The sequence below is a fragment of the Thiomicrorhabdus arctica DSM 13458 genome (assembly GCF_000381085.1).
In the GTDB taxonomy this organism is placed as follows: Bacteria; Pseudomonadota; Gammaproteobacteria; order Thiomicrospirales; family Thiomicrospiraceae; genus Thiomicrorhabdus; species Thiomicrorhabdus arctica.
Genome location: NZ_KB905899.1, coordinates 156,707 through 176,336 on the forward strand (window position 1 = coordinate 156,707; position 19,630 = coordinate 176,336).

Below are 19,630 nucleotides of genomic sequence, written 5' to 3' on the forward strand. Positions count from 1 at the left end.
TAAGCCTGCCATTCAAATAATTGACCTGTTATCCTCTTGCTTAGAGTTATTATAAGTAAGCTCTATTCAATTAGGGTAGTTTTATAGTAGGTTTTCGTGTCATTGTTTAGATAGTATAGAGTGAAAAGCTTTGATGCTTTTGTAAGTTATGTTAAGAGTGTGATTATGTTGATAAAGTTAGATACTAAAAGATTAGCGTGCCCTATGCCAATCATTAAGCTTAAAAAATGCTTGGCTCAAAATTCAAAGCAGGAGGTGCAAATACTGATGGAACTTACTGATGCAGGAGGGTTGAAGGATATTCCTGCTTTTTGTCAGCAACAGGGTTTGCTTTATGAATTGGTACAACAGTCACCTATAATTGAATTTAAAATTTGGCGTCAGGCTCTTCCAAAGAGTTGATCAGAGGGTCTTATGAATAATATTATTGAAAATAGGGATGTATCCAGTCAGTTTAGTCTGATTCAGACTAAGGGGACTTTGGACTGGGCGTATCCCGCGTTTATATTGGCGAGTACTGCAGCGGTTATGGATAAAGAGGTTGAAATGTTTTTTACATTTTATGGTTTAAAAACCATTTTGAAAAATACACAGAACCTAAAAGTCACTCCCTTGGGAAATCCTGGGATGCCTATTAAAAGTCCTATTGGGCCTGGTTGGTTAAAGAAAATTGATTGGAACCAATGTTTACCAGGGTTAGTGTGGACGATGCCAGGAGCTTCAATGTTAGCAACCTGGGGATTTAAGAAGCAGATGCTGATGCAAGGTCAAGTACCTATTGATGAGCTACGAGGGCTGTGTCTGGAATTGGGGGTTAAGATGACCGCTTGCCAAATGACAGTCGATTTGATGGGGTATGAGCAAGATCAATTTATCAGTGGAATTGGTTTCGCGGGTGCTGCTTCTTATTTTGCACAAACACCAGAAAATCAAAGCCTACTGATATAGTCCCCTGCTTTAAGGGGGCAGAGTCTCGAATTAAGCTGCTCTCATCCAAATAAGTTGATAGAATGTCTGAAATTAATCTAAATAATAAAGTGGCTATATGAAACCGTTTGAAAAAGGGATTTATCTCCTACCTAACTTAATGACAACTGCTGGATTATTTGCAGGTTTTTATGCTGTGATCGCTGGAATTCAAGGCAATTTCGAGCATGGAGCGATCGCCATATTGCTGGCCATGATTTTTGATGGGTTGGATGGTCGCATTGCAAGAATGACAAACTCTTGTAGTGCATTTGGCGCAGAGTATGACAGCTTAGCGGATATGGTTTCTTTCGGACTGGCTCCCGCTTTATTGATGTACCAGTGGGTTTTGCATGACTTTGGTAAGCTGGGTTGGTTAGTCGCTTTTGTATACACGGTGGCCGCCGCACTTAGGTTGGCACGTTTCAACACTCAAGTGGGTGTGGCAGATAAACGCTATTTTCAAGGTTTGCCTAGCCCTGCTGCCGCTGCACTATTAGCCGGTCTGATATGGGTGGTTGAGAGTAATCGAGATCATCTTGAAGCCGTCGTTGAAGGGGTGCCGGCATTCGTTGGAATTACGGCATTAGTGTTAACTGTTTTTGCGGGTGTCATGATGGTCAGTAATGTCCGCTTCAGTTCTTTCAAAGAGTTCAATCTCAAAGGCAAAGTGCCTTTTATGACGCTACTTGTTGTTGTTTTGGTGTTTGTGATTATTACGCTTGAACCGGCGGTGCTGTTGTTTATTATTTTCTTTGTTTATGCTTTCTCAGGACCTGTTGTAACCTTATTAACATTAAAGAAAACGCGTGCTTTACGACAGCAAAACCGGGAAGGTCATCGTTCAACAGAAAATCGTGCTATGGATTCTTCAGCAGGGACTGTTGTGACTAATGAACCAGAAGTAGACCCTGCAGTTAAAGCAACTAACGAAACGTCAGAGCATGTAGAAAATATTTCGGAGGAAACGGTGGTAGAAGAATACGTTGTAAAACCTGTCAACAGTGCTGGAGATAAAACATGAAAGATCATTTAATTGTTTTTGACACAACCTTACGTGATGGAGAGCAGAGTCCCGGTGCTTCAATGACCAAAGAAGAGAAGGTGCGTATTGCGAAGCAGTTAGAGAAGTTGCGTGTCGATGTGATTGAAGCGGGGTTTCCCGCCGCGAGCCAAGGAGATTTTGACTCGGTTCATGCTGTGGCTTCGGCTGTTAAAGAGAGCACTATTTGTGGTTTGGCACGCGCCGTTGAGAATGATATTCGAAAAGCAGGTGAAGCGATTAAACCGGCGAATTCAGGTCGAATTCATACTTTTATTGCGACCTCTCCTATTCATATGGAGAAAAAGTTACGCATGACACCAGATGAAGTCGTTGAGCGGGCCGTTTGGGCGGTTAAACGAGCACGTGATTTTACCGATGATGTAGAGTTTTCACCTGAAGATGCAGGCCGTTCAGACGTTGATTTTCTGTGTCGAGTCATTGAAGCTGCCATTAATGCCGGTGCAACCACTATTAATATTCCAGATACTGTTGGTTATAGTATGCCACATCAATTTGGCTCGTTATTTAAAGAGTTAATTGAGCGCATTCCAAACTCAGATAAAGCTATATTTTCAGCACACTGCCATAATGATTTAGGCTTGGCGGTTGCGAATTCCTTATCGGCTGTCCGTAATGGTGCCCGTCAAGTCGAGTGCACTCTCAATGGTTTGGGTGAGCGTGCAGGAAATACCGCGCTGGAAGAGATGGTGATGGCGATAAAAACGCGTCAAGATGTCTTTGATGTGGATACCCGTATCAACACCAAAGAAATTCTAGCCGCTTCTCGTTTGGTTTCCAATATTACTGGGTTTGCAGTACAACCTAACAAAGCCATTGTCGGGGCAAATGCCTTTGCACATGAGTCAGGCATTCATCAGGATGGCGTTTTAAAGCATCGTGAAACCTATGAAATTATGCGGGCAGAGGATGTTGGCTGGAGCACCAATAAAATGGTGATGGGTAAGCATTCAGGACGAAATGCATTTAAAACACGCTTAGAAGAGTTGGGCATGGTGTTTGAGACCGAACAAGAGTTAAATGATGTTTTTGTTCGTTTTAAAGAGCTCGCAGATCGCAAACATGAAATTTATGATGAAGATTTACAGTCGCTGATAACCGATAACTCAAACCAACGTGTTGAAAATGAAATATATCGTTTGATTGCTTTAAAGGTCTCTACTGAAACAGGTGAAGCTTCTAAAGCAGAAGTTACCTTGTGGGTTGAGGGTAAAGAGCTTTATGCGATGGCTGAAGGTGGAGGCGTTGTTGATGCAACCTTTAAAGCGATTGAATCTTTGGTGAAATCTGGAGCTTCATTGGAGTTATACTCCGTGAGTAATGTGACCAACGGTACGGATTCATTGGGTGAAACCTCCGTGCGGTTAGAGAAGGGCGGGCGTATTGCCAATGGCCAAGGGTCAGATACGGATATTGTACTGTCTTCAGCTAAAGCCTATATCAATGCGCTTAATAAAATTTGTGGTAATTCTGTTAAAAAACACCCACAAGCTTCGGTGTAATCATCAATATCAGTCATTCTTTTAAACGCCAGCACTCTTTGTTAGGCGTTTACTTCTTAATTTTTACGCTTAGGTAACTGCTATTTATATTTTTAAGGGTTTATCCTCTTTTATAACGAGTTGTTTTTTATTGAAGGATATTCATGTCTAAAACAGTCTTTTCGAGTGCATTATTCGAGCAAATGGGTGGGGTTAATTGGTCGATCAGACCGGGTCACTTTGCATTCCATCCGCATAATAATGATGATACAGTGGAATGCAAGCCAGAACAGGCCGTTAGTGCTTTAAGTGTAGACCTTGCCTTAGACTCTGAAGGTATTACTGAACAATCATCAGATGATGCCAATCCGTTAAAAGAAAATTCCGATATTCACATAGATCGTTCTGAGCAAAAAACCGTCATTGAAAAGCCACTTGTTGATGCTCTGTCTTTGTCTTCAAATGTGGGATCGAATATTGTTGTATTAGGTGCTGGTCTGGACGGATTTTGGCAAAATGATGAGACTCTGGCTTGGCAGCTTTGGCAAAATATTATGCTGGCGTTTGATTGGGATGAATCGCGAATGACTTTTTTTGATACCTCACATCTGGTTTCAGAGGAGATGATTTTTACCACGATGGAAGAGATTATTGGCCTTGGGGTTGATTGGGTATTGACCATGGATGATGAGCATCCTATATCTGAACAGTTGGTTGAGGGGGTGCATGTCGTTTCAGTCCCTGATTTAGAGTCAATGTTGTCTGATCCTTATGCAAAGCAGAGTTTTTACCATGCTGTGATTGAACTTAACAATCAATTTTAATATTACATGCTTATCATTTTAACGGTTCTTACCTTGGGTTTTATCTTAGGTTCTTAAATTAGGGTTTAAAGTTGTCTGGATTCAGTTATCTTCAAGTGTTACAAGATGCCGACTTACCATGGGTGATGTCGGTTGAGCAGCGAGCTTATGATTTTCCCTGGACGTTAAAGGGCTTTGAAAATAGTATGAATCAAGGTTTAAATTATCTTTTCAAGGATGAAGATCATAAAAGTCTGGGATATTGCTGTGTACTACCGGTGCTTGATGAAGCGACTTTGTTGAATGTATGTGTTGCACCAGAACATCAAGGTAGAAGAATTGCTCGACCGGCCTTGGAGCAGATTTTTGCAAAACTCAAAGAAAATGCATTTCAGATTGTATTCTTAGAGGTACGAGCATCTAATGAACCCGCGATTAAGCTATATCAATCCATTGGCTTTTCTGAAGATGGTGTACGTAAGGGATACTATCGTGCTCAGGTTTGGGATGAGCAAGCGATGGAATTAGTCGAAGAGCGAGAGGATGCTATTTTGATGTCTTATTCACTCGTTGATTAATAGTCGTATTAGCTTGGTGTTGACAGGAAGATAGGCGGAGGTAGAGTTTGCTTAAGATACATTGCGTCACGAGATTGCTGAATACTATTCTCGTGACGGGTTTGTATTATTGAGTTTTTGTTTAAATGATCGATTTAACGACGTAACTCAGCAGGGATTGTTTTAGCAATAGTTTGAGCCATTTCTTTAAATAATTTAGGGTTTGCTGCCATGATGTTTCCACTGTCTAAGAAGTTTTCTCCACCTTTAAGATCGGTTGCTAGACCACCAGATTCTAATACCAGCAGTGAGCCTGCAGCAATATCCCAAGGTTTTAAATTAAATTCCCAGTAACCATCAACTCTGCCACAAGCAACATACGCTAGATCCAATGCAGCTGATCCCGCACGACGAATTCCAGCTGTTGAGGTCATAAAGGCTTTAAGGCTATTCATGTATGGGTCGATGTAACTGAAGTCTTTATAGGGAAAGCCTGTTGCCAATAAAGCATTTTCTAAGGTCGTTTGCTGGCTAACACGGATGCGGTGGTTGTTTAAGAAAGCACCACGTCCTCGGGTAGCGGTAAACATTTCATCACGAACAGGATCAAAGATAACAGCGTGCATTATTTTGCCTTTTTCACGTACCGCGATAGAGACACAGAATTGTGGGAATTGGTGTAAAAAGTTGGTTGTGCCATCTAATGGGTCAATAATCCATTCAATATCGGAAACGCCACGTATACCTTTCTTACCTTTTTTGATACCACTCTCTTCAGCCATAATATGGTGTTCAGGATAATATTTTTTAATGGTTTGGATGATAGTGTTTTCAGCTTCTCTATCCACCTCGCTGACATAATCATTTTTTCCTTTCTGCTCGACGTTTAATTGGTCGATACGCGAGTAATGATGCATGATGTTTCCACCCGCTGCACGTGCTGCAAGGGTGGCGATATTGAGTAATGGGTGCATATTAAGCCTTTAGTATGGTTGAAGCAGGGTGCTTATTGTTGATTGAACGGTTAAAATGCTAGGATACGACGGCAAGAAGTCCGGCAATTCACACGAATAAATAGATTATAACGGAAAGTGAGCATGATAGAAGACTACAGTCTTAACCCAGGGTTAGCGAATATTAGAGTGGTGCTTATTGAAACCTCTCATCCTGGCAATATTGGGGCGATTGCACGCGCCATGAAAAATATGGGCCTGAGTCAATTGGTCTTGGTTAAACCCAAAGAATTTCCGAGCGTAGTGGCCTCTGCCCGAGCCTCAAGTGCGGCAGATGTGCTTAATTCTGCTAGGGTGGTGGAATCTCTAGATGACGCCTTGGTTGGTACAAAACTAGTGGTGGGGGCCAGTGCTCGACTGAGAAAAGTGTCTTGGCCACAGTTAGATGTCCGAGAGACGGCTGCCTTGGCGATGGAGACTGTCTCAGATGGTGCTGTAGCATTGGTGTTTGGCCGTGAAGACTCCGGGTTAAGTAATGCAGAAATGGATAAGTGTCATTATCTAGCGCACATTCCAACGAATCCCGTCTATTGCTCACTGAATATCAGTGCTGCTGTTCAAGTCTTTGCATATGAGTGTTTGATGGCCGCGCAACTTACCTCAACGTCTGAGAAATCGACTCGTAGCCAGTTAGCGAACACTGAGCAGTTGGAAGGTTTTTATGAACACATGTTTCAGGCATTGCAAGATATAGAGTTTTTAGACCCGAATAAGAATGCACGTTTTATGCGACGTATACGCCGTCTATTTAATCGTACAGAGTTAGATCGAAAAGAGATTGATATTTTACGCGGTATTTTAAGTGCAGCACAAAGAAAGGCGGGCAAAGAGCCTGCTTATAGCAAAGTAATTGTCACTAAATAGGAGAGTCGGATGTTCGAAAAAATACGTTCAGATGTGCGTTGTGTTTTTGAAAGAGACCCCGCTGCACGCAATACGTTTGAAGTCTTGACAACCTACCCAGGCTTGCATGCCATTATGTGGTACCGACTCACGCACTGGTTATGGAATAAGGGTCTTAAGTGGTTGGCGCGACTGATTTCGATGCTTGCACGTTGGTTTACCGGTGTTGAAATTCATCCCGCAGCAAAGATCGGCGAACGTTTTTTTATTGATCACGGTATGGGAGTGGTGATTGGTGAAACGGCTGAAATTGGTGATGATTGTACCTTGTATCATGGTGTGACGTTGGGTGGCACCTCTTGGAAAACAGGTAAGCGCCATCCTACCTTGGGCAATGGCGTTGTTGTCGGTGCCGGCGCAAAAGTTTTGGGACCAATTGAAGTTGGTGATAATGCGCGTATCGGTTCTAATGCAGTCGTGGTTAAATCGGTCTCTGCGGGTAAAACAGTAGTCGGAATTCCTGGGCGAGAGGTCGAGCGTAAAGGGGAAGATCTAGAAACGCGTCGCGCAAAAATGGCAGATAAGATTGGTTTTGACGCTTATGGTGTAGGTCAGGAGATGGCGGACCCTGTCGAAAAAGCAATTTACAGTCTTTTGGATCACATACAAGTACAGGATGAAAAATTAGAAAAAATGGCACAAGCTCTTTCGAAAATTGGTGGGGAAACCATCGAAATGGACTTGCCTAAGTTAGATGACGTCGTTTTAGAGCCAGATGATCCAGTACAGGCGGCGCACTTAAAATCCACAAAATAGTCCTTTGTAGAATGTTTTTAATAGGTTAGAGAGAACGATAATACTTGAGTTGTTTAGTAGGTTATTATAGAATTCGTAGCTTAAATGAATGACTGTTAACTATTATCTTAATTTAGGCTTACTTATGAAACTTACATCAAAAGGGCGTTATGCGGTGACTGCCATGCTTGATATCGCATTAAATCAAGTGAATGGGGCGATTACTTTGTCTTTGATTTCAGAGCGTCAAGGCATCTCTCTTTCTTATTTAGAGCAGTTATTTTCGAAATTAAAAAAAGCGGGACTGGTTTTGAGTGCAAGAGGTCCTGGCGGTGGTTATCGTTTGAGTCGGGCAGCGGATGACATTTCAGTTAGTCAAATTATTCATGCCGTTGATGAATCTGTCGATGCGAGAAAATGCGCTGGTAGAGAAGATTGCCACGGTGGAGAGCAGTGTTTATCGCATGAGTTATGGAATGATTTAAGTGGTATGATTGATGGCTACTTAAAAAGTATTACGTTGCAAAAGATAATTGATAAAAAACAAAATGGACCAAAAGAAATTTCATTTGGCTAAATTAAGTTTAAGTGACAATTTTAAGGAGGATATATGGCAGTAACACTCACGGAAGCGGCTTCAAATCGAGTCAAGAAAATGATTGCAAAACGCGGGCATGGTGTTGGGCTTAAAGTGTCTACAAAAGTTAGTGGATGTGCGGGCTTTTCCTATGTAGTCGATTATGCAGATGAAATAGAGTCTGCAGACACAGTTTTCGAGAGTTTTGGTACCAAATTAGTGGTTGATGCCAAGAGTCTGGAAAATATCGATGGAATGGAAATTGATTATGTTCAAGAGAGTCTTTTAAATGAAGGGTTTGAATTTAAAAACCCGAAGGTAAAAGAGAGTTGTGGTTGTGGAGAATCATTTACGGTTTAGTCTCTAATGTCATTCTAATTCAAAAGAGCCCTGGCGTTTTCTCCGGGGCTTTTGTTTTTCTGCAGGGTGGTCGAATAGTTGTTAAAATATCTCAATTAAAAATTTTAAGGAACAGGAACGTGGAACGTACTTTCTCAATCATTAAACCAGACGCCGTATCAAGAAATCTCATTGGCAAAATTACACAACGATTTGAAGAGGGTGGTTTGCGTATAATTGCCTCTAAAATGAAACGTTTAACGTTACAAGAAGTTGAAGGTTTTTACGCAGAACATAAGGGGCGTGAGTTTTACGAACCTCTCATTCAATATATGATATCAGCACCCGTTATTGTGCAAGTACTTGAAGGCGATAATGCGATTTTGAAAAATCGTGAAATAATGGGAGCGACAGACCCAACTAAAGCCGCTAAAGGAACTCTTAGAGCAGACTTTGCTATATCGGTACGTGAGAACTCAGCACATGGTTCTGACTCAGCTGAAAGTGCAGAACGTGAAATTAGTTACTTTTTTACGCCAAACGAACTGTGTGACCGACCATAATGACATTAGAACCGCTTTTGCAATCGAATCCTATTTCACTTACCGTGCCTGAAACGAAAGTCGTTCAAAAGACGGATCTGTTAGGGATGGATAGAGAGGCCATGCAGGCCTATTTTACCGAAATTGGTGAGAAACCTTTCCGTGCCACCCAAGTGATGAAGTGGATTCATCAATTTGGCGTAAGTGATTTTGACGAAATGACCAATTTGAGTAAAGCGCTACGTGACAAGCTGAAGCAGGTCGCTAATGTGCGTACACCAAAGGTGGTTGCAGAACAGCATTCAGATGATGGAACGATTAAATGGTTATTGGAAGTTGATAACAATAATGCTGTTGAAGTCGTTTTTATTCCTGAAAAAAACCGTGGTACCTTGTGTATCTCATCTCAAGTTGGATGCGCATTAGAGTGTACTTTCTGCTCGACAGGTCAACAAGGGTTTAACCGTAATTTGGAAAATTGGGAAATTATTGCCCAGGTCTGGGTTGCCAATAAGGCATTAGGCTGTAAACCCAAAGAAGAAAGAGTTATTTCTAATGTTGTTTTTATGGGGATGGGAGAGCCATTACTAAATGTAAAGCATGTCTTTCCGGTAGCACGTATTTTGATGGATGACTATGCTTATGGCTTGTCGAAACGCCGAGTGACTATTAGTACCTCTGGTGTGGTGCCCGCGATTGACATGATTAAATCAGAACTGGATGTAAGTTTAGCGATATCATTACACGCTCCAAACGATGACCTTAGAGATGTTTTGGTTCCGATCAATAAAAAGTATCCGCTTGCGATTCTAATGCCAAGTTTGTATCGCTATGTGGAAGGCGGGCACAGTAAAAAACATGTCACGATCGAATATGTCATGTTGGATAAAGTGAATGATCATATAGAGCATGCTCATCAATTGATTGAATTATTAGGTAACTTGCCGTGTAAGGTAAACCTCATTCCGTTTAATCCATTTCCCAATACGGAATATCAACGATCTTCTAATAATGCAATTCACCGTTTTAGAGCGATACTTGAAGAGGGCGGTTTGCAAGTAACTGTACGTAAAACACGTGGCGACGATATTGATGCGGCCTGTGGCCAGTTGGCGGGTAAGGTTTCAGATCGAACTAAACGTACACTACACCGTGTAGAGTTTGATGCAAAATAGCTTTGCAGATATCAGGCTTTACCAGCGATAAGGAGTTGACATGACTGATGAGAAGACAATAATTGAAATCCCATTAAATCAAAAGCTTGTAGAGGCCCGTAAAGCGAAAGGGTTGAGTAAAGAGGATGTCTGTGGTCTGTTAAATTTATCACTTGTTCAGATCAATAAGTTGGAAGATGATTCCCTCGTCCCGGGAGAATTAACCTTTTTTGAAAGAGGATATGTTCGGAACTATGCGACCTACCTTGGATTGGAGAAGGCCGAATACGAACGTTTTTTACAACAAGAAAGTGATGCGCAGAATCAATTGCATTCCGTACGTCGTTATAGCGTGCCAGTCGGTAAACCGCTTCTCGGTGGTTTTTTTATCAAGTTACTGTTTCTCGTAGTGATCATAGTGGCGATCGTATATATGTTTAAGGGGTTTCTACCAAATAATACTCAGACAGAAAAAGTTCCCACGCAAGTGGACAGTCAGATAGATGTACCAAAACAGCTTAAATTACCTTGATAGATTCAAAACGAGAAGAGCGGATGAGTCCGAAATGAGCAATATTCCACTATTGTCAGCGCCCTAAATAACAAAAATTAAATTTAAAAAATAGAAGTTTTGGCTTAAGTAGTTAAAGATTTCGTAAAAGAAAAGAGTACAAGAAGAATATGGCAAAGCAAATAACAGCCATTCGTGGAATGAATGATATATACGGTGACGGGGTTGATGCATTCGACTACTTGGTCGCGACAGCAGAACAGACTTTAAAACAGTATGGTTATCACTCAATTCGGTTGCCGATTGTCGAGAAAACAGAGTTGTTTTCACGTTCAATCGGTGAAGTCACGGATATTGTCGAAAAAGAGATGTATACCTTTGAAGATCGCAGTGGCGGAAGCTTGGCTTTACGTCCAGAAGGCACAGCAGGTTGTGTGCGTGCCGTCATTCAAAACGGTTTGGCACACAATCAAATACAAAAGCTTTTCTACACTGGACCTATGTTTCGATATGAACGTCCACAAAAGGGCCGCTATCGTCAGTTTCACCAGTTTGGAGTTGAAGTCTTTGGTTTGGCAACCGCGGATATTGATGCAGAATTAATCGTTCTAACGGCACGTTTATGGGAAAAGTTAGGGCTAGAAAAACTTGAACTGCAAATCAACTCATTAGGCAGTCAGGAAGCTCGAGTCGACTACAGAGAAAAACTTGTGGCTTATCTGTCTGATGTTAAAGATCAGTTGGATGAAGACAGTATAAGAAGGCTTGAGACGAATCCTTTGCGTATTTTGGACACTAAAAATCCGGATATGAAGGATATTGTCGAAGGCGCCCCAAAATTGCTTAATCATTTAGATGAAGAATCAAATATTCATTTTGATCTGCTGAAATCACATTTAGATGATTTGGGTATAAGCTATGTCGTCAATCCTAACTTGGTTCGCGGACTGGATTATTATAATCGAACGGTATTTGAGTGGGTGACGACTGAATTAGGTGCGCAAGGTACTGTCTGTGCCGGTGGTCGTTACGATGGTTTAGTCGAGCAAATCGGTGGCAAACCTACACCCGCTGTCGGTTTTGCAATGGGTATTGAGCGTTTAGCGGCCTTATTGATCGATGGCGACAAGGTGCCTGCGGTGACAACGCCCGATATCTATGTTGTGCTTTTTGGCGATAATGTGGAGCGACCAGGCCTGGTCATTTCTGAAATGGTGAGAGATGCTTTACCCCATTTAAATGTTCAGATGAACTGTGGTGGTGGGAGCTTTAAAAGCCAGTTCAAAAAGGCAGATAGATCTGGCGCCAAGTACGCGATTGTTTTAGGTGAGCAGGAAATAGCTGATAAGATCGTCGCACTTAAGCCGTTGAGAGATAACTCTGAACAACAAACGGTTGCGTGGGATAACTTAATTGGGCATTTGTCTCAATTGTTTCCAGCCTAAAGGTCAGATTAATATCCCTACAAATTTATAGATGTTTTAAACATATTTTTTAAATTATTTTAAATAAAGGTTTTCAAAGATGAGTCGTTACGAAACAGAAGATGAACAGCTTGACGCGATTAAAGCTTGGTGGAAAAAGAATGGATCACAGTTACTCACAGTTATTTTAATTGCTGTCTTGGTCTTTTCAGGCTGGCGTTATTGGAGCAATGCTAAGTCAGTTGAATCGACTAATGCTTCTTCACTGTTTGAAGTCTTGCAAGGTAGTATGCAGCAAGGAACCTTTGGTGAAGTCTCACGTGAAGCTTTGAAGCTCGTTCAAGAACAGCCAGAAAGCCCATATGCGATTGGTGCGGCGATGTTATATGCTAAGTACAGCTTAGAGAAGGGTGATACGGATGAGGCGATTCAGCATTTAACGTGGGTTTCTGAAACAGCAGAAGATACTCAGTTACGTCATCTAGCGCTATTAAGGGTCGCCCGTATTCAAGCGGACACTAACGCTTTTGCTGCCGCAGAAAAAAACTTAAACACATTATCTCAGGCCAATTTGGACCGTGCAGAAAAAGCAAACTTTGATTATGTTTCAGGTTTAGTCGCTTTAGCGCAGGGTAATGAAGCTGTTGCACAGCAGGCATTCGAACAGGTCGTAACGAATGTAGATACTGAAAAAAACCTACTGGGTCTAGCTCAAGTTCAATTAGATGACTTATCAAAATAAGTCCAAAATCATTCATCGTAATTGAATGTTTTAAATAAAGGTTGGTTCCAAGAATGAAAATGCGTTTTGCTTTTATAGGATTACTTGCGATTATTTCAAGTGGTTGTTCAACACCAAAGGTGATCAAGGAACCAACAGCGTTGGCACCTCTTGAATCTCACTATACACTTCATAAAGACTGGCAAGTTAAAACCGAAACAATGCCTAACAAAGATTCAGAAGGTCTGTTCTTTTCCGAAGATGTTGATAATTTGTATGTTGCCAATTCAACCGGTTATGTAGTCGCATTAAAAAAAGAAAATACCCGTCGTTGGACCGATCAGGTTGTCTGGGAGACTAAATTTGCGATCCCTATCGTATCCGGTCCTGCAAAATATGGTGACAAGTTAATTATCGGTACTGCCAAAGGGCAAGTCATCGTTTTGTCAGCCACTGATGGTAGCATTATTTGGCAGACACAACTTTCGAGTGAAGTCATGAGTCATGCCGTGATTGCAGAGCAAAAAGTTTTTACACGTACCGTTGATGGAAAATTGTACGCACTTGATGTTAACAGTGGTGCCATCGTGTGGGTGGCAGAGCACCAGATGCCTAGCTTATCATTGCGTGGTTCACCTCCCGTTCTTTACCATGAAGGTACTCTTTATGTTGGCTGGGAAAGTGGCTCTATTCAAGCACTTTCAGCAAAGTCTGGTGGACTTTTGTGGGAAACTCGTGTCGCGGTTCCTAAAGGACGCACTGACTTGGAACGAATGGTTGATGTGCAATCTAGCCTCGTAATGAAACAGAATCGTCTGATTGCCATGGGCTTTCACGGCAAATTAGTTTCTATTAACCCAGAAAATGGTAATTTCTACTTTGTGAAAGAAATTTCAGGCTACCGAGACTTTGTTGTCACTGAGTCCACTATATTTGTAGTCGATGATAGTGATGTGATTCATGCGCTTGATCTGTTAAGTGGTGCTCAACTCTGGAAACAGGATGCTTTTAAAGGTCGTTTGGTTGGTGACTTAACCCTATATAACGATGAACTATTAGTGGTTGATGGTTGGGGTTATCTGCATTGGATGAACAGTATTCAAGGGACTGAATCCTCACGTGTAAAACACAGTAATGAATATGGAGATGGGGATCGGATTTTGCGTGTCAAAGTGGATGGCACAACAATAACATTATTGGATGATGAAGGCGTGATTACCCATTACAGCGTTAAGCCGTCTAATTTAGCTCTATTTAAAGCAGAGCATGCAGAACACACTAGCGAAACAGACCTTTAACTTAGACGTTTTTTCCGCGATAAAGTGATGTCGTGAAAATTTACAGTGAAACATTGAAAATAGGTAATAGACACAAATGAGTAAACCGGTTATCGCCATAGTTGGCAGACCTAATGTTGGGAAATCTACATTATTCAATCGCGTAACTCGCTCCCGAGATGCCATTGTTGCAGATTATCCAGGCTTGACCCGTGACCGTCAATATGGCACGGGCCGTGTCGGCAGCCGTCCTTATATCATTGTTGATACCGGTGGTTTAAGCGGAGAAGTGGATGGTGTTGATCCGCTGATGGCAGGTCAAGTAACCTCTGCTTTAGAAGAGGCAGATTCAATTATCTTCTTAGTTGATGGTCGTCAGGGAATTGTGTCCGCCGATGAAAAAATTGCAAAGTATATTCGTCAGTTTGATAAGCCTGTTCAAGTCGTTGTTAACAAAGCGGAGGGGCATGACCATGATGTGACCACCTCTGATTTCTTTCAGCTGGGATTAGGTAAGCCAATAGCGATATCCTCTGCGCATGGCGATAACGTCACCGTCTGTATGGAACACATTCTGGCAAAAATTCCAGAATCGGAAGCCTCGGCGGAGTCAGATCTAGACAGTCATCCAGGGATTCGTGTTGCCGTTATTGGTCGTCCTAACGTCGGAAAATCGACTTTGATTAACCGCATGATTGGTGAAGAACGCGTGGTGGCATTTGATATGCCAGGCACTACCCGAGACAGTATCTTTGTCCCTTTTGAACGCGATGGTCAAGAATATACCTTGATCGATACTGCAGGCGTCAGGCGTCGTAAAAACATTTCTGAGAAAATTGAAAAATTCAGCATTGTTAAAGCGATTGAAGCGATGGGTGATTCGCATGTGGTCATTTTAGTGATTGATGGTTCTGAAGGATTAACCGATCAAGATTTAACGTTATTAGGTTTAGCGATTGAGTCTGGACGAGGCTTAGTACTCGCCGTTAATAAATGGGATAACTTATCGGAAGATCAACGTAAAAAAGTGAAACATGAATTAAGTTTCCGTTTATCGTTTGCAGAGTATGCAAAACAACACCTGATTTCAGCTTTGCACGGTACAGGGGTTGGTGATCTTTTCAAAACGGTCAACGCGGTGCATATGGCGGCCTTTAAAAGAGTTTCCACTTCCGATTTAAACCGTGTGTTAGAACAGGCTGTTTTGGATCATCAGCCGCCACTGATTTCCGGACGTCGTGTTAAGCTGCGTTATGCGCACTTAGGTGGGCTAAATCCACCACGAGTCATTGTCCATGGTAGTCAAGTCGATAAGCTGCCACAAGCGTATGTACGTTATTTAGTGAGCGTATTCCGGAAAGCCTTTCAGTGGGTTGGCACACCGATTACAATTGAATTTAAAGCCACCGTTAACCCTTTTGAAGGTCGTAAGAGCAAGCAATTGCAATACAAAGTCAAAACCGATGCCTCTTCTGCATTCAAAGCCAAGAAAAAAATCGCTAAAAAAACACAGAAAAAACGTAAATAAGCAGGTAGATATAAAGCGGGATTAGATTGACGGGTTTACTGTTTTGATAACAGTTGTTGACCCGTTCATATGATCAGCATTTCACCTACACTCATCTAATCCAAATGAATAGCCCGATTCACCCTAACTTCTTTAGAGAGCTAAGACAGTACTATGAGTTCAAAACCGACAAAACGTATTCGCGAAATTCCATACAACTATACCTCTTTCTCAGACAAGGAAATTGTCCTAAGATTTATTGGTGAGTCGTGTTGGGAGACGATTCAGTCTCTGCGTGAAACGCGTAATACAGGGCGATCGGCACGGATGCTGTTTGAAGTATTGGGGGATATGTGGGTCATTACGCGTAATCCGTATATTCAAGGGGATTTAATTGAAAATCCTAAAAGACGTGATGCACTCATAAAAGCGCTTCAGCATCGTTTAAAGGAAGTTGAAAAACGCTTGAATAACAATAAGGTTGCCGAGCAGCTTTTAAACGACGTGAAAGAGGCTGTTACCAAGTTTGCAGATTGGTTCCCTCAGCAAATTCTTCTTCGCGCCAAAGTCACCAAACGTCTTAAAAAGATATGCCGCGAAGATAATATCGATTTTGATGGTTTATCACGTGTTGCTCATGCAACTGATGCGACAGATTGGCGTGTGGAGCTGCCCTTAGTGGTCCTTAAACCCGACAATGAACAAGAAACTATTGAGATGGTTGAAGCGTGCATTGAATTGGGTTTAACCATTATTCCGCGCGGTGGTGGAACCGGTTATACCGGGGGCGCCATTCCATTGCATGCTGATACGGTTGTGATTAATACTGAGAAACTTGAGTATTTAGGACTGGTTGAACAGGTTGAATTACCTCAAATTGGTAAGGTTGCGACGGTTAAAACAGGTGCAGGTGTCGTCACGCGTCGTGTTTCTGAGCAAGCTGAACGAGCAGGGTATGTCTTTGCTGTAGACCCGACCTCGCAGGATGCCTCAACGATTGGCGGCAATATCTCGATGAATGCGGGTGGTAAAAAGGCGGTATTATGGGGTACGACTCTGGATAACTTAGCTTCATGGCGGATGGTCACTCCGGATGCCAAATGGTTAGAAGTTGAACGTATTAACCATAATTTAGGCAAATTACAGGATCAAAAAACCGTTTTATTTGATATTCGTCGTTTTGAAAAAGATGGCGTGACTCAAATTGGTGATACTGAACGTTTAGAGATTCCAGGGACTGGATTCAGACAAGCCGGCCTGGGTAAAGACGTTACCGATAAGTTTTTAAGCGGTTTGCCGGGTGTTCAAAAAGAGGGCTGTGATGGGTTAATCACTTCTAGCCGTTTTATTGTCCATCGTATGCCAAGCCATACCCGTACCGTTTGTCTGGAGTTTTTTGGTACCGATCTTAGTCTTGCAGTGCCTGCCATTGTTGAAATTATTGATTTCGTTGAATCTAAGAAAAAAGAAGGCATCCTGATTGCCGGATTAGAGCATTTGGATGATCGTTATATTAAGGCGGTTAAATACAATACGAAAGCTACTCGTAAAGAGCTGCCTAAAATGCTCCTGTTGGCCGATATCTGTGGTGAAAATGGTTTTGAAGTTGCTAATACATGTAGTGAAATTGTTGCACTTGCAAATAAACGCAATGCAGAAGGTTTTATCGCTGTGAGTGAGGAAGCACGTAAACGTTTCTGGTTAGACCGTACGCGTACCGCCGCGATTTCATCACATACGAATGCCTTTAAAATCAATGAAGATGTGGTGATCCCGCTAGATCGTTTGAATGAATATAATGTTGAAATTGAAAAAATCAATATTGAAATGTCGATCAAAAATAAGATTGATATTTTAGATGCTTATATTGAATACTTTGAAGGGGATATTCCAGAGTTCATCCAAGCGGATGATTTTGAGGATGTCTCAGGTCCTTCCAACTATTTTAGGGGCAAGGTAGAAGAGACCCTTGCACACTTTAAAACGGTCAAAGCACGCTGGTTGGCAAAACTTGAACGACTAGAAAGCCCAGCAGTAGAGTGCTTGAACTTATTACCACAAGAATCCCATGCGAACGTTCGAGAGGGTGATACCTTAGCGAGTCTGTTTTTAAGACGTGAAACAATTTTGTCACATCGTACTGAAGTGAAAGAATTTTTGGCGAATACCTTTTTAGGTCATGATTTTGCAGCGTTGCATAAGCGTTTAGACAGCATTCATGCCGAGATCCGTACGGCGCGCTTGTTTGTTGCTTTGCATATGCACGCGGGTGATGGAAATATTCATACAAATATACCTGTGCACTCAGGCAATTATGAAATGGTGCATTTGGCCGAAGGCATTGTCGATCGCATTATGCAAGTAGCCAAGCGTCTAGGGGGCGTTATTTCTGGTGAGCATGGTATTGGTTTAACTAAAATTCAATATCTAGAAACCTCTAAGATTGAAGCTTTTGTAAAGTATAAAAACAGAGTCGATCCTAACGGTCATTTCAATAGAGGTAAGTTGATGCCAGGTTCAAGTCTGGATAACGCTTATACCCCATCTTTAAGTTTGGTCAATCAGGAAGCGATTATCTTAGAAGCCAGTGCAATTGATGAACTGAATAATGACATCAAGGATTGTTTACGCTGTGGTAAGTGTAAACCTGTTTGTCAGACACATATTCCTCGCGCCAATTTGCTATATTCACCCCGTGACAAAATTTTGGCAACCGGGCAGGTTATTGAAGCATTTTTATATGAAGAGCAGACTCGTCGTGGTATTTCCTTTAAGCATTTTGAGGCCATGAATGATGTGGCTGATCATTGCACCACTTGTCATAAGTGTGAAGATCCTTGCCCTGTGAATATAGATTTTGGCGATGTGTCTATTCGCATGCGAAATATCCTGACGAATATGGGGAAGAAGCGTTTTTCATTCACGACTAAAATGGCACTGTTTTTTCTAAATACGAAACAACCGTTTACTGTAAAACTTTTAAGAAAGGTCATGATTGGTTGGAGTGCCGTCGGTATTACGCTCGCGCATCGAGTGGCTAAGACTTTTGGTTTGTTTGGACGAAAATCTGAACTTCCTGCAAAGTCGAATAAAATAGCACCGATTCAACAGCAAGTGATTAATTTCGTGCGTAAGCCTTTGAATACGGGGCCAAACCAACCGACTGTACGCGCATTATTAGGCTTGGAAGAAGCCAATATGGTACCGATAATCAGTAACCCTCAAAAAGTGACGGATGAATCGGATGCGGTCTTCTATTTTCCTGGTTGTGGTTCAGAAAGGTTGTTTAGTGATATTGGGTTAGCAACCATAGCGATGCTGTCAGAAACTGGCGCGCAGACGGTTTTACCTCCGGGTTATCTCTGTTGTGGTTATCCTCAGACGGCCGCTGGTCAGGCTGAGAAAGGGGATCAAATTACCGCCGAGAATCGAGTATTGTTCCATCGAGTTGCCAATACGCTTAACTATCTGGATATAAAAACGGTTATTGTCTCTTGTGGTACTTGTATGGATCAACTGCTTAAATATGAGTTTGGACGAATTTTTCCAGACTGTCGTCTACTGGATATCCATGAATATTTACAAGAAAAAGGGGTAAGTTTGGATAATGCGACCGGGACGAAATATCTTTATCACGCACCATGCCATGACCCGATGAAAAAACAAGATGGTACCCAGGTTGCTAAGGACTTATTGAAAACAGAAGAGGTTTTATTCTCTGATCGTTGTTGTAGTGAAGCGGGGACTCTGGCAACCTCCAGACCGGATATTGCGGAGCAATTACGTTATAGAAAAACCATCGAACTACAGAATGGTATCCAGGAGCTCACGGGTGAAACAAAAGCGGATAAAGGCAATGTTAAAATATTAACGTCTTGTCCGGCATGTCAGCAAGGTTTGAATCGTTATGAAGGCGAAACGGGGTTGAAAACGGACTATATTGTCGTTGAATTAGCCAAGAATCTATTAGGTGAGCAGTGGCAGAAAGATTTTGTCCAGCAACTAAAGTTAGAAGGTGTGGAGAAGGTTCTGCTTTAAAGGCAAAGTTAAAAATAGC

At 41.9% G+C, this 19,630-nt stretch carries 19 protein-coding genes; 18 read left to right on the forward strand and 1 reads right to left on the reverse strand.

Translation table 11 applies throughout. The features are described from left to right. Positions 1 to 120 precede the first annotated feature (120 nt). From F612_RS11870 to rimI, 6 genes are all read left to right on the forward strand, one after another. Complete coding sequence (locus F612_RS11870; RefSeq protein ID WP_157760440.1) at positions 121 to 402, forward strand: sulfurtransferase TusA family protein; 282 nt, start codon at positions 121 to 123, stop codon at positions 400 to 402. A gap of 12 nt (positions 403 to 414) precedes the next feature. Next, complete coding sequence (locus tag F612_RS0100675) at positions 415 to 948, forward strand: DsrE/DsrF/DrsH-like family protein (RefSeq protein WP_019555813.1); 534 nt, start codon at positions 415 to 417, stop codon at positions 946 to 948. Between the two features lie 97 nt (positions 949 to 1,045). After that, positions 1,046 to 1,990: a CDP-diacylglycerol--serine O-phosphatidyltransferase gene (gene pssA / locus F612_RS11875; protein WP_019555814.1), complete on the forward strand. Its 945-nt coding sequence runs from the start codon at positions 1,046 to 1,048 to the stop codon at positions 1,988 to 1,990. Beyond that, positions 1,987 to 3,531, forward strand: a complete 1,545-nt coding sequence (locus F612_RS0100685) for a 2-isopropylmalate synthase (protein ID WP_019555815.1) — start codon at positions 1,987 to 1,989, stop codon at positions 3,529 to 3,531. The genes pssA and F612_RS0100685 overlap by 4 nt, the downstream gene beginning before the upstream one ends. A gap of 143 nt (positions 3,532 to 3,674) precedes the next feature. Continuing rightward, positions 3,675 to 4,334, forward strand: a complete 660-nt coding sequence (locus F612_RS0100690) for a hypothetical protein (protein WP_019555816.1) — start codon at positions 3,675 to 3,677, stop codon at positions 4,332 to 4,334. A 71-nt stretch (positions 4,335 to 4,405) separates the two neighbouring features. After that, positions 4,406 to 4,891, forward strand: a complete 486-nt coding sequence (gene rimI, locus F612_RS11880) for a ribosomal protein S18-alanine N-acetyltransferase (RefSeq protein WP_019555817.1) — start codon at positions 4,406 to 4,408, stop codon at positions 4,889 to 4,891. A gap of 134 nt (positions 4,892 to 5,025) precedes the next feature. Here rimI and F612_RS0100700 read toward each other — a convergent pair whose 3' ends face one another. Then, positions 5,026 to 5,844 (reverse strand): inositol monophosphatase family protein, encoded by an 819-nt coding sequence (locus tag F612_RS0100700; RefSeq protein ID WP_019555818.1) that lies wholly within the window; start codon positions 5,842 to 5,844, stop codon positions 5,026 to 5,028. A gap of 123 nt (positions 5,845 to 5,967) precedes the next feature. On the opposite strand from F612_RS0100700, the gene F612_RS0100705 reads away from it, so the two are divergent. From F612_RS0100705 to F612_RS0100760, 12 genes are all read left to right on the forward strand, one after another. Beyond that, the gene (locus F612_RS0100705) at positions 5,968 to 6,747 is read left to right on the forward strand and encodes an RNA methyltransferase (protein ID WP_019555819.1); all 780 of its coding nucleotides are present in this window, start codon (positions 5,968 to 5,970) and stop codon (positions 6,745 to 6,747) included. A 9-nt stretch (positions 6,748 to 6,756) separates the two neighbouring features. Continuing rightward, positions 6,757 to 7,542, forward strand: coding sequence for a serine O-acetyltransferase (gene cysE / locus F612_RS0100710; RefSeq protein WP_019555820.1), 786 nt, complete (start codon positions 6,757 to 6,759; stop codon positions 7,540 to 7,542). A gap of 124 nt (positions 7,543 to 7,666) precedes the next feature. Then, positions 7,667 to 8,098 carry an Rrf2 family transcriptional regulator gene (locus F612_RS0100715; protein WP_026329542.1) on the forward strand — a complete coding sequence of 144 codons (432 nt, stop codon included), beginning with the start codon at positions 7,667 to 7,669 and terminating at the stop codon, positions 8,096 to 8,098. A gap of 33 nt (positions 8,099 to 8,131) precedes the next feature. Continuing rightward, positions 8,132 to 8,458: a HesB/IscA family protein gene (locus F612_RS0100720; protein ID WP_019555822.1), complete on the forward strand. Its 327-nt coding sequence runs from the start codon at positions 8,132 to 8,134 to the stop codon at positions 8,456 to 8,458. 119 nt (positions 8,459 to 8,577) lie between these two features. Further along, positions 8,578 to 9,000 (forward strand): nucleoside-diphosphate kinase, encoded by a 423-nt coding sequence (ndk, locus tag F612_RS0100725; RefSeq protein ID WP_019555823.1) that lies wholly within the window; start codon positions 8,578 to 8,580, stop codon positions 8,998 to 9,000. Then, positions 9,000 to 10,154 carry a 23S rRNA (adenine(2503)-C(2))-methyltransferase RlmN gene (gene rlmN / locus F612_RS0100730; RefSeq protein ID WP_019555824.1) on the forward strand — a complete coding sequence of 385 codons (1,155 nt, stop codon included), beginning with the start codon at positions 9,000 to 9,002 and terminating at the stop codon, positions 10,152 to 10,154. Before ndk ends, rlmN begins: the two co-directional genes overlap by 1 nt. A gap of 40 nt (positions 10,155 to 10,194) precedes the next feature. Then, positions 10,195 to 10,665: a helix-turn-helix domain-containing protein gene (locus F612_RS0100735; RefSeq protein ID WP_019555825.1), complete on the forward strand. Its 471-nt coding sequence runs from the start codon at positions 10,195 to 10,197 to the stop codon at positions 10,663 to 10,665. A gap of 149 nt (positions 10,666 to 10,814) precedes the next feature. Beyond that, entirely contained in the window at positions 10,815 to 12,089 is a 1,275-nt protein-coding gene (gene hisS / locus F612_RS0100740) for a histidine--tRNA ligase (protein WP_019555826.1), read from the forward strand. A 79-nt stretch (positions 12,090 to 12,168) separates the two neighbouring features. Next, a complete protein-coding gene (locus F612_RS0100745; protein WP_019555827.1) occupies positions 12,169 to 12,810 on the forward strand; it encodes a YfgM family protein in 642 nt (213 codons plus the stop codon). A 53-nt stretch (positions 12,811 to 12,863) separates the two neighbouring features. After that, entirely contained in the window at positions 12,864 to 14,087 is a 1,224-nt protein-coding gene (gene bamB / locus F612_RS0100750) for an outer membrane protein assembly factor BamB (RefSeq protein ID WP_157760441.1), read from the forward strand. Between the two features lie 76 nt (positions 14,088 to 14,163). Then, a complete protein-coding gene (gene der, locus F612_RS0100755) occupies positions 14,164 to 15,594 on the forward strand; it encodes a ribosome biogenesis GTPase Der (RefSeq protein ID WP_019555829.1) in 1,431 nt (476 codons plus the stop codon). A 153-nt stretch (positions 15,595 to 15,747) separates the two neighbouring features. Next, positions 15,748 to 19,611, forward strand: a complete 3,864-nt coding sequence (locus tag F612_RS0100760; protein ID WP_019555830.1) for a DUF3683 domain-containing protein — start codon at positions 15,748 to 15,750, stop codon at positions 19,609 to 19,611. Positions 19,612 to 19,630 lie beyond the last annotated feature (19 nt).